Here is a 19234-nt window from a genome sequence, read left to right on the forward strand (position 1 = left end):
ATCGCTTCCTCCTCGATTCGTTATAAATCACCTTTGTAAACGCCGCACGCTTTCGCAAGAGCGATCACTCTTCTGGCGTCTTCAAAGAAAGGAATATCCACCATTTTTCCGTCTACGGTGTAGACTCCCACGCCGGATTCCGCCTGCTCGTTAAAGGAGCGAACCAGCTTTTCCGCGTAAGCGATCTCTTTGGGAGTGGGCGCAAAGGTCTCGTGTACAAAACGAATCTGCTTCGGGTTGATCACGCTCTTGCCGTCGAAGCCCATCTTGCGGTTCTGAATGACCTCGGCCTGAAAGCCCTCCGTGTCGTCCAGATACGGGAACATCGTGTCAAAGCACTGCACACCCGCAGCCCGCGCGGCCAGCAGCATCTGCCCCCTGGCGGCCAGCATTTCAATACCGCCCTCTTCGATTTGAACGTGCATGCTCTTGCGGAAGTCGCCGCCCGAAATGGCGCAGCCGAACATGCGGTCCGACGCGGTGACAATTTCGTAGGCGTTCAGAATCCCTTTCGGGCTTTCCAGCGCGGCCATCAAAAGGGTTCTTCCCTCTTCGACCCCGAATTCTCTTTCCGCCGCCAGCACGTGTTCCTCCACGGTCAGAACATCCTGCGCGCTTTCACATTTGGCAATGCGGATGCCGTCTGTCCCGCCGGCCACCACACAGCGGATATCCTCCTGCCAGTGGGGCGTATCGAGGCCGTTGATGCGCACGATCACCTCGGTATCTCCGTAATCGACATTCTGCAAGGCCTGGTACAGCGAAAACCGGGCGGCGTCCTTCTGATTTTCGGCTACGGCGTCCTCCAAATCCAGAATAATGCTGTCCGCCCCATAAATGTAGGCGTCTTTGATCAGGCCGGGCTTCTGCGCGTTCATAAACATCATGGTTCTGCGCAGGCGGAATTTTTGCGGTTTCGGTCTTTTGATCATCTGACCACACCTCCCCACGGGATATTTTTCTCGGAAGCGCCGCAGCTGCGGAACACCGCACATTCCACGCGCGCCTTGAGGGTGCACTCCAACGCACCTTTATCGTTCACGGTGATTTTGCCGTTCTTTACGCCAAGATGTTCCAGTGTTTCTAAAACGGTCGCCTTGATCTGGCGGCCATACTGATTCATCACGCTGCTTTCAATCGACAGCTGGATCCCGTCTGCAAACGGCTCCACCACTACCTGTGCATCGCTGGATTCCAGCGTTCCGGCGATGGCCGGCTTCTGAATTTCCATTCATTCCAACTCCTTTATGTATTTTCAGTTCAACAATTCCAATTGGGAAACGATTTTTTCTTTCTTCTTTATTTAACAGCAATCAGAACGAAATGTAAAAGTCCTCTTTTGCCTCGATTTCCATGCAAATTCAGAATACATCAATTTGTTTACAAATCGCCGAAGCCTTGTATAATAAGCTTAGCAACACTCTTGTGATTCCGCACGGAGCCGCTTTTCGGGGAATACTCTTTGAGGATTCGGCAAAGCGCAGGGATTCTGATTCAGAATGGAATGCTTACGAGATCGATTCCGAATTCGTTCTATTTACAGACAAACACTTTTGGGGAGGATCAGAATGGACGAACGTGATTTTGAGCTGCTGGCCACTTTGAAAGAAACCCGGAACATCACTCACGCGGCAGATCTGCTGTATGTGACGCAGTCCTCCCTTTCCAAACGGATCAGCGCGATCGAGCAGGAGTTGGGCGTCACCCTGATCCTGCGCTCGCGCCAGGGCATCCATTTTACGCCGGAGGGCGAAGAGGTGCTGCGGCGCACCGCAGAGGCCGCGCACCAGCTCAGGCTGATGCGGGAAACCATCGATGCAAGTAGGGGCTATGTATGCGGCACCCTGAACGCGGGCATTTCCATCAATTACGCCCTGTACTGCCTGCCGGACATTCTGGCCGACTACCAGACAAGGTATCCCCACGTCATCACACACATTCAGACCGATTACAGCCGCAACCTGTATACCCGGCTGCTCAGCGGCGCGATCGACGTCGCGATCCTGCGCGGCGAATACGAATGGACCGGAAGTAAAATTTTGCTGGGCCGCGAAAACATCTGCGCGATCTGTCCCGGCAGGGAACAGACCCTGCCGCTTCATCAGCTCCCGTATATCGGGAGAAAGACGGACCGTATGTTTGAACGCGAGATGGCGCAATGGATGCGCGAGCAGCATTTTCAGCCGGAACGGCAGGGCATCTACGCGGATAACATCACCACCTGCGTAGAGCTGGTATCCCGGGGGCTTGGGTGGTCTATTGTTCCGGAAATCTGCCTGAAAAACTTTACCGGCTCGGTTTTTCCGCTTTCCTTTCAAAACGGGGAGCCGTTTGTCCGCTCCACATACCTGATGTATTATGACACCGTGGTTGCTCTTCCCCAGGTCAAAGCCTTTATCGACACGGTGAAAAAACAGAGAGGATAATCAGAACATGAGAATCGATTACACCATTTCGCGCATCTACGCAAGCGACATCAAGGGCAACCGGCTGGTAGATGCGCTTTTGCAGGCGGAGGGAATCAGCCGCGACCAGAACCTGGACTACACCTGCGGAATCTTTGACGCAGATGGCAGCATGATCGCAACCGGCAGTTGCTTTGGGAACACCCTTCGCTGCCTGGCGGTTGACGGCGCCCACCAGGGCGAAGGCCTGATGAACGCAGTCGTGACCCACCTGACCGAAATTCAATTCGCCCGCGGGAACACCCGCCTGTTTTTGTACACCAAATGCAGCTCCGCCAAGTTTTTTCAGGATTTGGGATTCTATGAAATCGCCCGGGTTACGGATCGCGTCGTTTTCATGGAGAATCAGCGCACCGGATTTTCAGATTACCTGAAAAACCTTGGCACGCAGAAAAAGAGCGGACAAAAAGCGGCCGCTCTGGTCGTGAACGCAAACCCGTTTACGTTAGGGCATTTGTACCTGGTGGAGAAGGCCGCCACGGAAAACGAGGTGCTGCACCTGTTCATTGTCAGCGAGGACGTCAGTTTGGTACCCTTCCCTGTCAGAAAGCGTCTTGTCATGGAAGGAACCGCCTATTTGAAAAACATCTGCTATCACGACAGCGGTCCGTATATTATCAGCAACGCCACCTTTCCGAGCTATTTTCTGAAGGACGCCGAAACGGTCATTCACAGCCATGCTCTGCTCGATCTGACGATCTTTATCAAAATTGCGGAGGTGCTTGGCATTACCCGCCGCTATGTCGGGGAGGAGCCGACCAGTCAGGTGACGGCAATTTACAACCGTACCATGCAGGAGGAACTCCCAAAGGCCGGGATTGAATGCCTTGTGATTCCGCGAAAGGAATCACAAGGCAAACCCATCAGCGCCTCCACTGTCCGCCAGGCTATCAAGGAGGGGAACCTTTCCGCCGTGCGGTCTCTGGTACCCGAAAGCACCTACCTCTTCTTTTTGAGTGAAGAAGCCGCCCCTATTATTCAAAAAATCAAAGCCGCTGACCATGTGATCCATTATTGACCATTCAGAGGAAGAAGGGATGTTATGCTTTTGGGGCAAGAGGTTTCGTTGGAGCAAATGCTGGACTGCCGGGAACAGCGCGCCGCCATTCAGGCCCGGTACCAGTCAAAGCACCATCTGCCGGTGCTCTCTTTCTGCCTGAATATCCCGGGGCCGATCAAGACCTCTCCCGAAATTCAAAGGCTGTTTTTTGACGGTCAAAAAGAAATCGCCGCCGTGCTGCAAAGCACGGATTGTATCATTCTGGAAGAGACGGAAATCCACAAGCCGACCGGTGACGAATGGATTTTATGTATCCGGCAGGACGCAGAGCTGCTAAAAGAGCAGACTTCTGCCATTGAAGAGCGGCACCCGTTGGGCCGCCTGTTCGACATTGATATCATCGGGACAGATGGGCAAAAGCTCTCGCGGGGAAGCGCGCGCAAATGCCTGATCTGCGGCGCGGACGTATGGGAATGTGCCCGGGCCAGAAAACACACGGTAGAAAAAATGCAGCAAAAAATTGGGCAGATGCTTACACAGTATTTTGCGCGTTGATGTACTCTGTCCCAGAACCACCAAAAAGACAAAAGGCAGGGAAACAAAACGTTTCCCTGCCTTTTCTTTTTTAGTTAAATCGGATGATAAAACCTTATCTGGAAAATAAGGTATTGTAGTTGCGGATGCTGGTCTGGCGGCCTTCGTCCGTCAGTCTGGCCAGACCGTCGAGCAGGCGGATATTCCCTTCGCGCTCCAGCAACCGCATGATCTTCGCCGTAAATTCCGGAGTCCAGCGCAGATGTACCTGTATCGTGTCAACCCCCGCTTCCGCCGCTTCCTCCTCGCTATTTTCGTGATTGGAGAGGTGAAAAAGCAGCGTCGCCTTGGCAAACTCGACCTTCTGATTGCTCCGTCTGCGCAGGGCACTGATCAGGCCCCTGTGAGGGGCAAAAATAAACACGAGCAGAAACACCAGGCCCGTTACCACAGCCATGCTCCCCGCAATCGAAACATCCAGCAAAGCTGCCAGCTGATAGCCGAGAACCCCGTTGACCGCGCCGATCGCACCGCTGAGCAGCAGCATGCGTTTCAAATCGTCCGTCAACAGATAAGCCGTTACCGGGGGGCCGATCATAAACGCAACAACCAGTACCGAGCCTACCGCCTGAAACGCGCCTACCGTGGTCAAAGAGACCAGCGTCATCAGGCCATAATGAACCAGAGCCGGAGAGAAACCCACTACGGCGGCCAGCATGGAATCAAACGTGGCCAGCTTCAGTTCCTTGAAGAACAGAGTGATCACCGCCAGATTGATCAGCAGCAGAACTCCCGTTGTGTAAATTGCTTTTGCGCCGATATCCACACCGCCTACGATCATGCGGTCAAAGGGGGCAAAGGCCAGTTCCCCCAAAAGCACAGAATCGGTATCCAGATGCACCGACCCGGCATAGCGAGTGATCAGAATGATGGCGATGGAAAAGAGCAGCGGGAACACGACCCCGATCGCGGCGTCCTCGGCCAGCAGCCGGGTGCGGCTCAGCAGCTCTGTCAGCCATACGGTCACGACGCCCATCAGCGCCGCGCCCAGAATCAGAAACGGTGAGGACAGATCGTGCGTAACAAAGAAGGCCAGCACAATCCCCAGCAGAATGGTATGTGTGATGGAGTCGGACATCATCGACATTTTTCGAAGCACCAGAAAGGTTCCCGGGAGCGCGCAGACCACCGCAACGATCACGGCGATGATTTGGATTTCAAGTTGCGGAGCCATTCGGCACACCTCCCTCCAGCTTGTAAAGAATCCTGTTTTTCCTGCGGCGGTACAGCCGGTGCAGAATTCCCCGGCCGGGCGCAAACAGCACGCTGACCACGACAATGATGCTGACGCATACCACAATGGCCGGGCCGGTGGGCAGCTTGGGAACCAGCGAGCTGGCGGCCGTTCCCGCAACGCTGGATACGGCACCAAACAGCGCGGAAAGCGTCACCATCACCCACAGCCGGTTGGTCCACTGGCGGGCCGCCACGGCGGGAGTGATCAACATCGCGCTCATCAGGATGACGCCCACCGTCTGCAACCCGATGATGATGGCCAGCACAATCATAAACGACAGCAGCAGATTGAGCTTTTTCGGGGAAAATCCAATGCTCTGCGCAAAATCGCTGTCAAAGGTGACCAGCTTGAATTCCTTCCAGAACAGCAGAACCAGAGCAAGCAGAACGAGCCCGCAGATCATCATTAATTCAATGTCTCTTTGCAGCAGCGTAGACGCCTGCCCGAAAATAAAGCGTTTGAGCCCAGCCTGATTGGAGTTGGGAATCTTCTGCACATAGGTGAGCAGAATCAGCCCCAGCCCGAAGAACACGGACATAACCAGCGCCAGAGCGCTGTCGAATTTAACGCGGGTATGCCGCACGATGCTGATAATCAGCAAGGTAGCCAGCAGACCCGAAACGAGCGCGCCCAGCAAAAGCACCTCTGTATTTTTACTGCCCAGCAGGACAAACGCCATCACGACGCCGGGCAGCGAAGAGTGAGACACGCCGTCCCCCAGCAGGCTTTGCTTGCGCAGTACGGCAAAGCTCCCCAGCACCCCGCTGATCAGCCCCAGAAGTGTGGAGCCCAGCGCCACGGTCTGAAAGGTATAGTCTTGAAATAAAGCAAGAATGCTGCTCATGTTATCCCACGCTCCTTAAAAGCGTGCCGGAGCTGTGGTAGGTCTTTTTCAGGTTTTCTTCGTGGAACACCTCTTCCACCGGCCCGCTGGCAACCACGCGCAGATCAATCAGGGTCACCCAATCAAAATAATCCGGCACGGTCTGTAAATCGTGGTGAACCACCACAACGGTTTTTTCCTGTTCCTTCAGCTCTTTCAGCAGGGTCACGATGGCCCGCTCCGTTTGGGCGTCCACCCCCTTGAATGGTTCATCCATAAAGTAGACCTCGGCCTCCTGCGCCAAGGCCCGGGCAAGGAACACCCGCTGCTGCTGGCCGCCCGAAAGCTGGCTGATCTGGCGGGAGGAGTATTCCTCCATCCCCACCTTGGCCAGCATCTGCCGGGACAGCTCCACATCCGCTTTGCGGGGACGACGGATCCAGCCGAGCTTTCCGTAGCAGCCCATCAGCACCACATCCAGCACCGTGGCCGGAAAATCCCAGTCTACGCTGCCGCTCTGCGGAACATAGCCGATCCGGTTTTTCAGCGTCCGCACATCGCTGTCCCCATCCAAAAAGCGAACCGCGCCGGTCACAGGCTTCAAAAGCCCCAGCATGGCTTTGATCAAAGTTGTTTTCCCCGCCCCGTTCGGGCCAACGACCGCCATCAGCTTTCCCTTGGGGATTTTCAGGTCGATGTCCCACAAAACGGGCTTGGCATCGTAGGCCACGGTGAGATCTTCAACCTCTACCGCGTAGCTGCGCTGCGTTTTCATTTTGCTCCCTCCCGTCATTTTAAGGCATCCACAATGGTGTCAATATTGGCTTTCACCGTGAGGATGTACGTATTTGCTCCCGAAGCCACATCCCCCAGCGAATCGGAATACAGCTGGCCGCCGATGGCAACATCAAAGCCCTTTGCCTTAACCGCTGCCTGCAGCGCCTCAATCGTTTTGCGCGGGACAGAGGACTCCACAAAGACGGCCTTGATCTTCCGTTCCACAATAAAATTGGCAAGCTCGCTGACATCTGCCGTGCCGGCCTCAGAATCGGTGCTGATGCCCTGCAGGCCGCGCACCTCAAATCCATAGGCCTTGCCAAAGTACTGGAACGCGTCGTGCGCCGTGACCAGAACGCGTTGCGCCTGCGGCAGCTCGGCTGCCCTGCTGCGGATATAGGCATCGGTTTCGTCCAGCTCTTTCAGGTAAGCCTCCAGATTGGCCTGATAATCGGCCTTTCCCTCGGGATCGGCCTGCGAAAGGCCCTCCGCCACTGTTTTTGCGGCATCCTCCCACAAAGAAACATCGAACCAGATATGCGGGTCATGCACCGAGCTGTCATCCTCCCACGCAAGCAGCTTTGATTCGTCCAGCCCCTTTTCGATGCAAATCACGGTCAGGCCCTGCTGACCGGACAGACTTTCAAAAATTTCGCCCATCTTGCCCTCCAGATGCAGGCCGTTATATACGACCACATCCGCTTTCTGCATCAGCGAAACGTCACCCGCACTGGCCTGATACAGATGAGGATCGATACCGGGCCCCATCAGCCCCTCCACCGCAACACGGTCTCCCCCGATGATGGAGGACAGATCGGAAAGCATGGTGGTGGTGGCAACAACATTCAGCTGCTCCTTTTCCGGGTTTGCGGAATTCGTGTTCGCCGCGGGGGCGGAGCACCCGGTCAGCAAAAGCGCACAACTGAAAAATGCTGCCAGAAGCCCTTTCCATTTTTGATTCATAAGAAACCTCCTAAATTATATTTGGTGTTATAGCCGTGCTGTCTCGTCAACGTAGATGTGACAGGCGGCTTTATAACTGATCTGAACCTGTTCCCCCTCCAGATCAAGCGTTAAGGGGCCTTCATAAGCCCCGGCCTCCACAATCCGGACAGCGCTCCCAATGGTGATACCGCTGGCCTGTAAATAGTCCAGCAGCTCTTTTTCCTCCGTTACCCGGCGGATGTGAGAGATTTGCCCGATGGGAAGCAGATTAAGCGGCTGCAGCGGAGTCAGATCGACCTGCCCGTCAGGGTGGGGGATCGCGCTGCCATGGGGACAGTACGCAGGGTAATTGAGGAACTGATCCAGCCGGGCCGTCAGGCGCGAGGGGGTAATGTGCTCCAAAAGCTCGGCATCTTCATGCGCCTCGCTCCAGGAATACCCCAGATGACGCATCAGGAACACTTCCCAAAGCCGGTGCCCGCGCACAAGTGTAATGGCAATGCGCATTCCCGCGTCTGTCAGGCGGGAACCCTTATAGGGCTCATAATGGATCAGGCCCTCCCGCTTCAATTTTCCCAGCATCTCTGTGACAGAAGCCGGGGCAATCTGCAGGGATTCCGCGATTTGTTTATTACTTACCTGCTCTTCCATACCGCCGAGCTTGTAAATCTCTTTTAAATAATCTTCCTTATTGGGTGTCATAGCCATATCCTCCTGCTTTTTCGATTCTGAAGCTTTTCAAATTTTATCTATCCGCCAACGCTTTGAAAACGTCCCGTAAACCGTTAGTCGCGGGAAAGTAATTTTCCCTAAACTAATTTATGAAGAAGACCTGAAAGTGTTACAGGTTTTGGGGACTCGAGTGTGTTTGGGGTCTGATGGACGATTTGAAAGCGTTTTTTCGAGTATGTGTCCCTTTAATTTAGGTAAACCTAAAATTTATTATATTATATACCTAAACATTTGAAAATGCAATAGACTCAGTAAACGCTGGAAGTGCGGATTTTAAAAAGCACTGAAACAGAATGGGTTCCTTTCTCCAAAGGCAGGCCTCTTGTTGAGAGACATTTGCCCTTTTCCCCTGCCGCCGGAAAAAGCTGACGAAACAGATCATCGCTGCGGAAAAGCTTTCCTTTGATGATTTCTAATCTGGTAATAACCTTCTCTGAACAAAATAAGCGTATCCTTACCATAAGAGGCGATGAGAATGACAAAAGCCCGGAGCGAACGTCTGATAAAAGAAAACAGGCACGCAAACCGGCCTGCTTCGATCAAGCGGCAAGGAATAGAAACGCCGGGTCCTTTCCTGAATCTGCGGGAGAGGCAATTTTCGCCCTGCAAACGTGCGGACAATCTGAATCCTTTCCATTTCTCTGTTTTTGCGGCCAATTGCGCGCCAAAGCGGCACCACATAGCTTGATGTGGTGCCGCTTTGTTTTGATAAAAACCAAAAGCTTTTCTCCTGAATCTCTCATCCGTTTTGTAACACAAAATGACTATTTGGAGGTAACTATGCAGCAGAAGAATGGAGCCAGAAAAAACTATATTCTCGACACAAATGTATTACTGCACGACCCGGGATGCATCTGCAATTTTAAAGGGAACAATGTGATCCTGCCCATGGTGGTTCTGGAAGAGCTGGACTCCCTGAAATCCCGCGAAGGCCTGTGCGGCTGCCAGGCGCGGCAGGCGGTACGTGAGCTTTCCAAAATCGTGGAGGGAAGATCGCAGCAGAGCATTCAGGCGGGAATCCCATTTGAAAAAAACATTCTGTTCCGGGTGGAACCGAACGGTTATCATAATATGCCGGAATACGCCGACGAGCTGGATTTGAAGAAAAACGACAATCGCATTCTTCTCACCACGCTCAGCATTCAGAAAAAAGAACCGGAAACAACCACGATCCTTGTATCCAAAGACATCTGCATGCGCCTGAAAGCGGAGGTACTCGGCCTGAAATCGGAGGATTACGAAACCGACCGTGTCATTCTCGACGATCTGTATCAAGGCCATACGACCACGGTCTTTTCCTCTAAAGAAATCGATAAGCTGTATGAATCGGGATTGAAGTGCCCCAAAAAGCTTTCGCTTTGCCCAAATCAGTTCGTGCTGATCCACGCCAGAGATAACCCGGAGCACACGGCAGTCGCCCGTTTCGATGGGGAAAAGCTCGTTCCCCTGCGGTATGAAAACCGGATGGCCTGGGGACTGACCCCCCTCAATCTGGAGCAGAAAATGGCCTTTGAGCTCATGATGGACGATACCGTAAAGTTCGTCTCCATAACAGGCGGAGCAGGCTCTGGAAAGACCATTCTTGCAACGGCCGTCGCGCTGGAAAAGGTGGTGGAGCAGCGCGCTTACCGAAAAATCGTGTTTGTCCGTCCGGTTGTCCCGGCGGGGGACGACATCGGCTTCCTCCCCGGAAATGAAGAGGAAAAGCTCCGCCCGTGGATGGGGAGCTTTTATGACGCCATCGAAAATCTGATGTACCGCGAACGAAGCCGCAAGCCCAGAAAGAATTGCGCAGAGGACAACGTAACGGTAGATTCTTTGATCGAGCATTTTAAAAACACCGGCGTCATCGACATGAAAACCTTCACTTATATGCGGGGAAGAACCCTGTCCGACGCGATCGTGATTGTGGATGAGGCACAGGAAACCACCCCGCACATTGCAAAGCTGATGCTGACCCGGGCAGGCCAGAACTCCAAGTTTATTTTTATCGGTGACCCTACCGACAACCAGATCGACAATTCGTTGGTCGATTCCCGTTCCAACGGCCTGGTTTACCTTGTGGAACGGCTGAAAAACTCGAACCTGACCGGTCACATCACGCTGAGCGAGGTAGAACGAAGCCCGCTGGCCAAGCTGGCCGAGTGCACTCTCTGAAAATCCCCTTGCCGTATCAATTTCTGCTTTTGATGAAAGGCCAGACTGATAGAGCCTGCCTGCAAAACCGATTGCCCACATCTCATACAAAAAAGCCTGATCACAGCTTTTCCGGGCTGTGATCAGGCTTTTTGTATTCTTAAAGTTTCTCAATACTGCTGGCCAATACCACCAGCGCCATACCACTTTTAGAAATTTTGGGCTGCTGTCAGCTGGCCCACAGCACTCCGTTTTTGCTATTCTTTCGCGGGTTCCGCCAAGGCCTCGGCTTCCTCCTCGCCAAGGATTCTTCCGGGATGAACCAGCAGGACAATTTTATCCTTTTGGTCCTCCGCCGCTCCCAGCCGGGCAATCCCGGTCAGATAGGTCTCTACTGTTTCTTTCTTCATTTGGGGCGGCGGGGAAATCCGCTCCGGCAGGATGTCGGTGACCTCATCCACCTCGTCTACAATCAGGCCAAAATCGCGGCCGGATACGCGGGTAATGATGATACAGGTTCGGTCTGTGTACTCCGCTTCCCTTTTCCCGAACCGAAGGCGCACATCGATGACGGGAATGATCTGCCCGCGCAGGCTGATGACCCCTTTGGCGTAGTCCGGCTGATCCGGCAGCTCGGTGATCTCCTGTATTCCCACGATCTGAACCACCTGCGCGATGGGCATCCCAAACAGCTGATGCTCGATCCAGAAGGTCAGGTACCGTTTTTTGATCTCCTCATCCTCCTGGTGCGGCGAATCCAATCGTTCCTGCACTTTCATATCAACAGCTCCTTTTCGCGTGGGAGCGCCCATTCACGGCCGCCCGCCAGCTTGAACCTGGAAACCTCGCTCTGGAGGGCCTGCGCCTGAGCGGCCAGCTCTTCACTGGAGGCGGAGCTCTCTTCTGCTGTGGCGGCGTTGGTCTGTATCACAGCCGATACCTGCGAAAGCCCCTGATTGATCTGTTCGATGGCCGCCGCCTGCTCCGAAGAGGCAGACTCGATCTCGCGCACCGCATGATCCACCATCTGCGCTTTTTCCGAAACAGTTACCAACAGCTTCAGCGTTTCATCGGCAAGCCGTTCTCCCTCAGATACAGTCAATACGGATTTCTGAATCAGTTCAGAGGTCTGCTTGGCAGCTTCCGCGGATTTTGCGGCCAGATTGCGCACTTCGTCAGCGACTACCGCAAAGCCCTTTCCGGCGCTTCCGGCCCGGGCTGCTTCCACCGCGGCGTTCAGTGCAAGGATGTTGGTCTGGAACGCGATGTCTTCTACCAGCTTGCTGATTCTGGAAATCTCCTGTGAAGACGTTCCGATTTCCCGCATGGCGGTATTCAGATTCTGCATATGCTTATTGCTTTCCGTAACTCCCTTGCCGGCCTGTTCCACATAGTCCATCGCTTTTCTGACGCTGACAGCATTCTGTTCTGCCTGCTGCGCAACGCTTACCGCAGAAGCATTGAGCTCCTCCACTGTGGCTGCCTGTTCTGTGGCGCCGGAGGACAGGGCCTGCGCACCGGCGGATACCTGTTCCGACCCCGTGTTGACCTGCTCCGCCGCCACACTGATCGTTTTCAGGGTGGCGCTGAGGTCGTCCTCGATTTTCTGCAGAGAGAGTCCCAGCACATCCACATTCGAGCGCAGGGGAACCTGCTGGGTAAAATCACCGTTGCTGATCCGCTCCGCAACCTGTACCTGTTTGCGGATCCCTTCCAGCATCCTGGTAAATTCCACCGCCAGCGCGCCGGTTTCGTCTTTGGAATCGACATCGCTCAGGTCGATATCCACCCGGCCAAGTGCGATCTGTCCGGCGGCGTCTGAAACGCGCCCGATGGGCTTGCTGATGCTGTCAGAAATCCGGCGCCCTAAGAAAATCGCGGCAACCGCGCCAATCACATTCACGGCGGCCAGAATCGCGATCAGCAGCATGGCTGTAGTGCCATTGGAATCACTGGTCTGCTTTGCTTCCGCCATCCGGTTGTCCACCAGTTTTTCAAGATTATTGTAGATGGTGTCCATTTCATTCGAAATGCTCACAATCGCATTCATGGCTCCATCCCTATCCCCCGATTTTGAGCTTGCAAAGGATTTTTCCAGAGCTGGAATATACATGTTTTCAATCAGTTTGGTGGTCTCTTCGTACAGCGCGATGGAATCGGGACGGTATATGGTTTGCCTGTACGCCTGCATGGCGGTATCGTAATCTTTTTTCTCCTGCAAATATTTTTGATAATATTCGTCTACCTTTTGCGGATCGCCTGCGTAGATCATTCCGCCGCGAACCTCTGTGCGCACCAGCAAAAGGCTGCTGGAAGCTTCGTAAATTTCTTTAATGGGGGCGGTCTGCTCCTCATACAAATAGACATCCATATTATGCATTTGAACCAGGCCGAAAGCGCCTACAACTCCTACGACGATCATACCGAATACCAAGCTGAGAAACCCCGTGAGCAGCTTGCGTGAAATGCTAAAATCTTTGAATCTCTTCATAACCCTGAAACCCTCCTGTATTGTGTTTTCTCCGGATTCCCATGACACTTTTCTGTCCTTCGGATGCGACCCCGTTTTGAGATATTCCCATGAATGAAATTCGGATCCGCATCCTCTTCCAGCGAAGCTTTTGCCGGTTTTCACCAACCTCCTCCCATAAAGCGTTGGTCCTGCCGGGAAGGCTCCTCGCCGGAATGGGAGCTTTCTTTCGCAGTGGCCGCATGAATCCGCACACCCGAGTCAGTCGCTCATTGGTTTTTTTACGTGCTGTCAATCAGTTTTTCTGCCACAGCAGAGTCCTCGGGCCAGGATGATCTCTTCTATGCCGCGTGAAGATTCCTTCTTCAACGCAGGAAACATCTTCTTTTCTTGCTGTTTCACAATATGTATCTCAGAGATCTCTCCCAAATTGTCTTTGAATAAATTTTTGAATCTTTGATCTTTGCAGAGGATATAATAGAATAAATTAGCTGCTCTGCAGTGTCGCAGTTTATCCTAAACGAAGCGCAGCAGGGGGGGGTTCAAGGTTTATCCGGATACACGGGAGGCCGTGACGGCAGAATCGACGGCGAATGGCACCGGTTTCATATACATCACATGCATTTCATTGAACTTTTCAATAGCGACTTTTTTCTGCTCCATCAAAGAGTGTGTATACACATTCAGCGTAATGTTTACACTGGAATGCCCCAGTATTTCACTGAGGGTTTTGATGTCGACGCCAAGCTCTAATGCCCTGGTTGCAAAGGTATGGCGGATCGTGTGGAATTTTCGATCTTTGACCCCCGCCGCCGCCAGAACTTTCTTGTACATCCTCTGATAGATTCGCGGGTCGAAGGGGGCCGCTTTCCCGGAGAGCATATAACAATCATCCTCCTCAAAAGGGAGGCTGTATTTTTCGATCAGCCGGAGCAAAAAGGCCGGCAGTGGGATTTTTCTTAACGAGGTTTCACTTTTGGGGGTTCCCACATGAAGAACGGTCTTTTCTCCGTTCGGTTCGCGATTCCGGATGCGTGACACCGTGCGCGTGATGGACACGGCACCGGCCTCAAAATCAAAATCTTCCCATTTCAAGGCACAAAGCTCGCCCAGGCGGATCCCGGAGTAAAAGCAGAGCATGATCCCCAAAAGTCTTTTATCCTCCGATTGCTGCACGACATGCTCAATCATCCGCTGCTCCTTCATAGAGAACACCGGCACCTCCTTGCTGCTCCTCACTTTAGGGAGGGTCACAAGCTCTGCGACGGAGGGGTGATTCGGAACATCTCTGTATATTTCCCGAAGCGCCGTTTTGAGAATGGAGAGGATCTTCCTTCGGTACGATACGGAAATCGCGGCGTTTTGATTGATCTCTTCCACCAATTGCCTGATCGACTCCTCCGAAAGCTGCACGTTACCGGGAAGCCTGAAATAAGGGATCACATATTTGTTGATGCAGTGATAATAGTTCTCGTAAGTAGAGGGTTTCAAACGGGTCATGATCTCCCCAGATAACCATGCCTCGAACAAATCGGCGGCGCTTTCTTTCTTGTTTGTTCTCTTTGTATTGACGAATTTGTTTAACTCCCGCGTATCTTTCATCTTGGAACGAACTTCCCGATAGGTTTTCGCATACAGGTACCGATATTTTCCGTCCAGCTTTAGCACCCTCCCTTCCCATCGTCCATCCTTGCGTTTATAAATATTTTCTCCTTTGCGTGGCATTCTCAAATGTCTCCTTTCAAATGTGACGTTTTTTGCTGACGGCGATACTTTTCAAACCAACGAAAAAAGGTCTGCATTTTCATTAAAAATTATCTGTACTTTCTGCCCAAGACTGTATTGAGCGTCAGATTGACAAGCAAAATAAGATAATATATAATGAAAATTGTCATAGTTTGTCAAATCGAAGCGGTCTTCGTTTAGGATAAACTGCGACAATTTCGGCTTTTTTCGACCATTTTCGCCAGCCGCGCCTGAGTAAAAACTGAAACTATAGATTGCTGCAAAGCTTCTATTCTATCTGCTGCGGTTGCTTTTTTAAAACAACCGCAGCAGATATTCCGGATGATTTATCCATAATATACCATATCATAGTGTTCTCAGAATGTTGCTGTAAAGGCTCTAAAAAAAGCGTTCCGATTGTTAATATCGGAACGCTTTTTTGTTTCTTTGTGCATAGAAAAAATCTAAAGGGATTCGGGCCGGGGTCCAACATATCGGAATCCCCGGTAATTGGTGCGCATGGTTGACATTTGTGCGGGGGATTCCTCCGCACAAAGCGGGATCTGCTCTGCCGCGAAGGGCGGCTGTTCCGCCCGGCAGCACTCACGCTGTCCCAGACCCTGCGGAAAAGTGAAGATATCACAAGGATCATATTTTTGCTTGATCGCCTTCAGCTCGGCCAAATGATATCCATAATACTCGCTCTGATACCAGTAAAGCTGCGAATAAGGGAAATTCACATAAGACCCGGTCGTAAGCGGTATCAGACTCTGAAGCTGACGGTTGATCCACTCGGAATTCTCTGCGGCAAAGCGGTCGTCCTCCCAGATGGTTTCGAGCCATAGAATATAGTGTGCGTTGCGATGGAAAAAGGCCGTATCGTCTACGCCGACTGCCGCCACCTGCCCGCCCAGCGCATACATGGACAGCCCGGCATAGACCGAGCCCGGGGCACGCTGCTGAATCAGCCCTACGATGTTTTGAACCTCTTCCGGAGTGAAATACCGGTAAACAAACCGGCTGACAGACTGAAAGCGTTCGAATTCCGGGTACGCAGCCCCAAGGATCGTTACCGCCTCCAGAAAGGTCATATATCGGATATCGGAAACCGCTCCTGGTATCGCCAGAAAAGCCTGGACGAGCTGCGCCGCTTCCGCAGCCTCTCCATAGAAAATGCCCCGAACCAGCATGGACAGGCCATCCGCCTCGGAATGATAGATTCTGGCCAGAAGCGTCAGCCGCGGATCCGCGCTGCCGATCCAGTCCTGCCAGGTCTGAAGGAACTGCGCCTGTGTTCCGGCATCCGCACCGTAATAATCGATTTCGATCAGTGTCACATACTCGATGCGCGGGGGCAGCCGTAACGTCATGGAAACGACGACTCCGAAATTGCCGCCGCCTGCGCCGCGCAGGGCCCAAAACAGATCGGGATTGTACAGACGGTTCGCTCGAATCAGCTGCCCTTCATCGCCGATCAGCTCTACCTCTTCTATACTGTCGCAGCCCAGCCCGAAATAGCGGCACGAAAGCCCCCAGCCGCCGCCCAGCGCATAGCCGCAGACGCCGACCGTCGGGCAGGTGCCCCCTGGAAAGGGATACCCTCTTGAAGACACATAGTCATACAGCTGCCGGTTCGTCACGCCGCCCTGTATGCGTACGGTCTGCCGCTGCTCATCGAGTTCTATTCCGTTCATCTCGCTGACATCGATCACGAGAACGCAATTGCCATTCGAATACCCCTCGTAATTATGGCCGCCGTTGCGAACGCGCAAAGGTACGCCGTTTCGCCTGGCCCACAGCACCGCATGAGAGACATCCTGCGCGGTACGGCAATAATTGATGATAAGCGGAAACTGCTGCACCGCACGATTCCAGTCTTGTCGGTCACTATGATAGGAAGCGTCGCATGGCGTTACAATGCGTCCGCTCAACCCTTGGTAACACTCATTATACACATACGCCCTCCTTTTTCTCTTTTCAAAAATAAACAAAAAGAGGTGTTCTATTATATGAATCGCTGCGTTTACCGTTCAATTGCGCGTGGTGGGAAGCCATTTCGCATCTCTTTTTGAAAATGATTACAGCAACCGCCTAAAGCCCCAAAAGAGCAGCACAACCTACTGTGCCGCTCCTTTGGGGCTTCCTTTTTAGAATCCGTTTACTTTTCAATTCCACAGATTTGTTTTTTATAAACGCTGCGGAACAGGGTTCACGTGAACTTTGAATCCTGGCCTTTCAAATCATAGGTGGTTGCGAATCTGATTCGCATATCCGTCCAGCAGTTTTGCATATTCCACAATTTGCTGCTCATTGAAGCGCAGAGAAGGGCCGGAAAGGCTGATTCCGCCAATCACCTGATTTCGTCCGTTGCAAATCGGGACCCCCACACATTTGATTCCGTATTCATGCTCCATATTATCTACCGAATATCCCACCGCACGAATGTGGTCGATCTCTTCGCGGAAACGCTGTGCGTCCGTTATGGTATATGGTGTAAACGCCTCCAGGCCCGCCGCAATTACCTGCTCGATCATAGATGGCTCCATGCGGGAAAGAATCGCCTTCCCAAGACTGGTGCAGTACATTGGCGCCACAACGCCCTTGATTGATCGCACCGACATCGCGCCCTTTGGAAAAGCCGCCTCCAGATAAATAATGTTTGTCCCGTAAGGGGTTGCCAAAAAAACCGTCTCACCGGTTCGGTCTGTCAACTCTTCCAAAAACGGGCGGATCACACGCCCAAAAACATCGTTCTGACTCAGCGCATTGCTCCATTCCAAAATTTTCAAGCCCAAGCGGTACTGGCTGGTTTTGGGATTCTTTTCCACCACTCCGCAGGATTCAAATGTACTCATTATATTATAAACACTGCTCTTTAACATTCCGCTCAGCTCAGCCAGTTCACTGATTCCCCGTTCCGGATGGGCGGAATTAAAATAATCCAACAGCTTTACCGCTTTATAAAGCGAACGAACTTTTACTCCTTCGGGGTAATTTTCTTCGTTAGACATTTTGTAATTCCTCCAAAATCAGTCGTGATCTAAGATGCAGAGAGCCTTGTTCCACATAATAGAACTATATTCATCTATTATAAATTAACTTTTGAAAAAGTCAATTCTCTCTTATAGAATTAAATTCAGTTTTATCTGCAGAGAAAGAAATTTATCGTTTTATTGGATGTTTTACATATTTTTATAAATAATTTTAAAAACAACTTGACACATATGTAAAACTAAAGTAAAATCAAAATAGAAGAACGTCGTTCATTAATGATGAACGAATGGCTGCTCAGCATTTTAAAAAGCGGAATTTAACCTAACATTTCAGCTTGGAGGGACTACCGTCTATGAGTACAAACTTTGCGCACGGGGCGTGGCCAACAATGATTACCCCGTTTCACTGTGATAATGAAATTGATTATAACGCACTTGGTGCGTTGATCGAATGGTATATTGAAAACGGAGCAGACGGATTGTTCGCAACCTGCCAGTCCAGCGAAATCTTTTATTTGTCTTTGGAAGAGCGGGTGAAGCTCACCAAATTTGTCAAGGAAAAAACCGCCGGACGAATCCCGGTGATCGCCTCGGGCCATGTTTCCTACGATTTGAAGGATCAGGCTGAAGAACTCAACCGCATTGCCGAAACAAATGTGGATGCCGTCATTCTCATCAGCAACCGGCTTGCGGCAGAAAATGAAAGTGACGACATCTTTATCGAACGCCTGGAACGCCTGCTTGAACAACTGCCGAAAGACGTCAAACTGGGCTTTTATGAGTGCCCGGTTCCTTACAAGAGGGTGTTGACGCCTCCCATTTTGAAATACTGCATTTCCACCGGTCGCTTCGCATTTTTAAAAGATACCTGCTGCGATATGGAACGGATTCGGGAAAAACTCGAAATTTTAAAGGGCAGCGGAATCCACCTGTTCAACGCAAATACGGCTACTTTGGTAGAAAGCATGAAACACGGCGGTTCAGGCTACAGCGGCGTGATGGCAAATTTTCAAATGAAGCTGTATTCCTGGCTGGTAAAGCACTGGCAGGATGATCCTGAAACAACCGATTTCTTACAGAATATTTTAACGGCATGTTCTTACATAGAGCTGAAAAATTACCCTGCAAATGCAAAGTGCTATCTTAACATGGTTGGTGTACCGATGAAAGAAGTTGCACGAAAAGGCAGGCAGAGCATACAAACCTCGACGGAACTGCTTGAGCTTTCTCAACTGGCCCAGCTTACAAAAAGGCTGGAGGCAACACTCGGAATTTCGTAAATTTGCAGTTGCCGTACCGAACAGGGAGGCCCAGGAACAGTAACTGTAAAAAATATT

General features: G+C 51.9%; 17 protein-coding genes. 5 read left to right on the forward strand and 12 right to left on the reverse strand.

From position 1 onward, the window contains the following. Positions 1 to 20 precede the first annotated feature (20 nt). Positions 21 to 932, reverse strand: coding sequence for an aldolase/citrate lyase family protein (locus HMPREF1141_RS07445; RefSeq protein ID WP_009062596.1), 912 nt, complete (start codon positions 930 to 932; stop codon positions 21 to 23). Continuing rightward, positions 929 to 1231, reverse strand: a complete 303-nt coding sequence (gene citD / locus HMPREF1141_RS07450; protein ID WP_009062756.1) for a citrate lyase acyl carrier protein — start codon at positions 1229 to 1231, stop codon at positions 929 to 931. The genes HMPREF1141_RS07445 and citD overlap by 4 nt, the downstream gene beginning before the upstream one ends. A 337-nt stretch (positions 1232 to 1568) precedes the next feature. Between citD and HMPREF1141_RS07455 the strand changes: the two genes are divergently transcribed. Genes HMPREF1141_RS07455 through citX form a run of 3 tightly spaced genes read left to right on the forward strand, consistent with a single transcriptional unit; the run spans position 1569 to position 4020 of the window. Further along, complete coding sequence (locus tag HMPREF1141_RS07455) at positions 1569 to 2426, forward strand: LysR family transcriptional regulator (protein WP_009062576.1); 858 nt, start codon at positions 1569 to 1571, stop codon at positions 2424 to 2426. Between the two features lie 7 nt (positions 2427 to 2433). Next, entirely contained in the window at positions 2434 to 3483 is a 1050-nt protein-coding gene (gene citC, locus HMPREF1141_RS07460) for a [citrate (pro-3S)-lyase] ligase (RefSeq protein WP_009062513.1), read from the forward strand. A gap of 24 nt (positions 3484 to 3507) precedes the next feature. Beyond that, complete coding sequence (gene citX / locus HMPREF1141_RS07465; protein ID WP_009062819.1) at positions 3508 to 4020, forward strand: citrate lyase holo-[acyl-carrier protein] synthase; 513 nt, start codon at positions 3508 to 3510, stop codon at positions 4018 to 4020. 94 nt (positions 4021 to 4114) lie between these two features. On the opposite strand, the gene HMPREF1141_RS07470 is transcribed toward citX, so the two are convergent. Genes HMPREF1141_RS07470 through HMPREF1141_RS07490 form a run of 5 tightly spaced genes read right to left on the reverse strand, consistent with a single transcriptional unit; the run spans position 4115 to position 8543 of the window. Next, a complete protein-coding gene (locus tag HMPREF1141_RS07470) occupies positions 4115 to 5233 on the reverse strand; it encodes a metal ABC transporter permease (protein WP_009062446.1) in 1119 nt (372 codons plus the stop codon). After that, entirely contained in the window at positions 5217 to 6140 is a 924-nt protein-coding gene (locus HMPREF1141_RS07475) for an iron chelate uptake ABC transporter family permease subunit (protein WP_009062684.1), read from the reverse strand. Before HMPREF1141_RS07475 ends, HMPREF1141_RS07470 begins: the two co-directional genes overlap by 17 nt. 1 nt (position 6141) lies before the next feature. Then, complete coding sequence (locus HMPREF1141_RS07480) at positions 6142 to 6894, reverse strand: metal ABC transporter ATP-binding protein (protein ID WP_009062800.1); 753 nt, start codon at positions 6892 to 6894, stop codon at positions 6142 to 6144. A 14-nt stretch (positions 6895 to 6908) separates the two neighbouring features. Next, complete coding sequence (locus HMPREF1141_RS07485) at positions 6909 to 7859, reverse strand: zinc ABC transporter substrate-binding protein (RefSeq protein WP_009062598.1); 951 nt, start codon at positions 7857 to 7859, stop codon at positions 6909 to 6911. A gap of 27 nt (positions 7860 to 7886) precedes the next feature. Further along, positions 7887 to 8543: a metal-dependent transcriptional regulator gene (locus tag HMPREF1141_RS07490; RefSeq protein WP_009062787.1), complete on the reverse strand. Its 657-nt coding sequence runs from the start codon at positions 8541 to 8543 to the stop codon at positions 7887 to 7889. 810 nt (positions 8544 to 9353) lie between these two features. On the opposite strand from HMPREF1141_RS07490, the gene HMPREF1141_RS07500 reads away from it, so the two are divergent. Next, positions 9354 to 10730: a PhoH family protein gene (locus HMPREF1141_RS07500; protein WP_009062547.1), complete on the forward strand. Its 1377-nt coding sequence runs from the start codon at positions 9354 to 9356 to the stop codon at positions 10728 to 10730. Positions 10731 to 10966: 236 nt separating this feature from the next. Here the strand turns inward: HMPREF1141_RS07500 and HMPREF1141_RS07505 are convergent, their stop codons facing one another. From HMPREF1141_RS07505 to HMPREF1141_RS07525, 5 genes are all read right to left on the reverse strand, one after another. Continuing rightward, positions 10967 to 11488 carry a chemotaxis protein CheW gene (locus tag HMPREF1141_RS07505; protein ID WP_009062629.1) on the reverse strand — a complete coding sequence of 174 codons (522 nt, stop codon included), beginning with the start codon at positions 11486 to 11488 and terminating at the stop codon, positions 10967 to 10969. Beyond that, complete coding sequence (locus tag HMPREF1141_RS07510) at positions 11485 to 13200, reverse strand: methyl-accepting chemotaxis protein (protein ID WP_009062592.1); 1716 nt, start codon at positions 13198 to 13200, stop codon at positions 11485 to 11487. The genes HMPREF1141_RS07505 and HMPREF1141_RS07510 overlap by 4 nt, the downstream gene beginning before the upstream one ends. A 528-nt stretch (positions 13201 to 13728) precedes the next feature. Further along, positions 13729 to 14904: a site-specific integrase gene (locus tag HMPREF1141_RS07515; RefSeq protein WP_009062580.1), complete on the reverse strand. Its 1176-nt coding sequence runs from the start codon at positions 14902 to 14904 to the stop codon at positions 13729 to 13731. A 464-nt stretch (positions 14905 to 15368) separates the two neighbouring features. Further along, complete coding sequence (locus HMPREF1141_RS07520; RefSeq protein WP_155863551.1) at positions 15369 to 16859, reverse strand: FAD-binding oxidoreductase; 1491 nt, start codon at positions 16857 to 16859, stop codon at positions 15369 to 15371. A gap of 285 nt (positions 16860 to 17144) precedes the next feature. Continuing rightward, positions 17145 to 17915, reverse strand: coding sequence for an IclR family transcriptional regulator (locus tag HMPREF1141_RS07525; RefSeq protein WP_009062781.1), 771 nt, complete (start codon positions 17913 to 17915; stop codon positions 17145 to 17147). Positions 17916 to 18250: 335 nt separating this feature from the next. Here HMPREF1141_RS07525 and HMPREF1141_RS07530 point away from each other — a divergent pair, with 335 nt between their 5' ends. After that, entirely contained in the window at positions 18251 to 19177 is a 927-nt protein-coding gene (locus HMPREF1141_RS07530; RefSeq protein WP_035316728.1) for a dihydrodipicolinate synthase family protein, read from the forward strand. Positions 19178 to 19234 lie beyond the last annotated feature (57 nt).

The sequence above is a fragment of the Clostridium sp. MSTE9 genome (assembly GCF_000277625.1).
In the GTDB taxonomy this organism is placed as follows: Bacteria; Bacillota; Clostridia; order Oscillospirales; family Acutalibacteraceae; genus Faecalispora; species Faecalispora jeddahensis.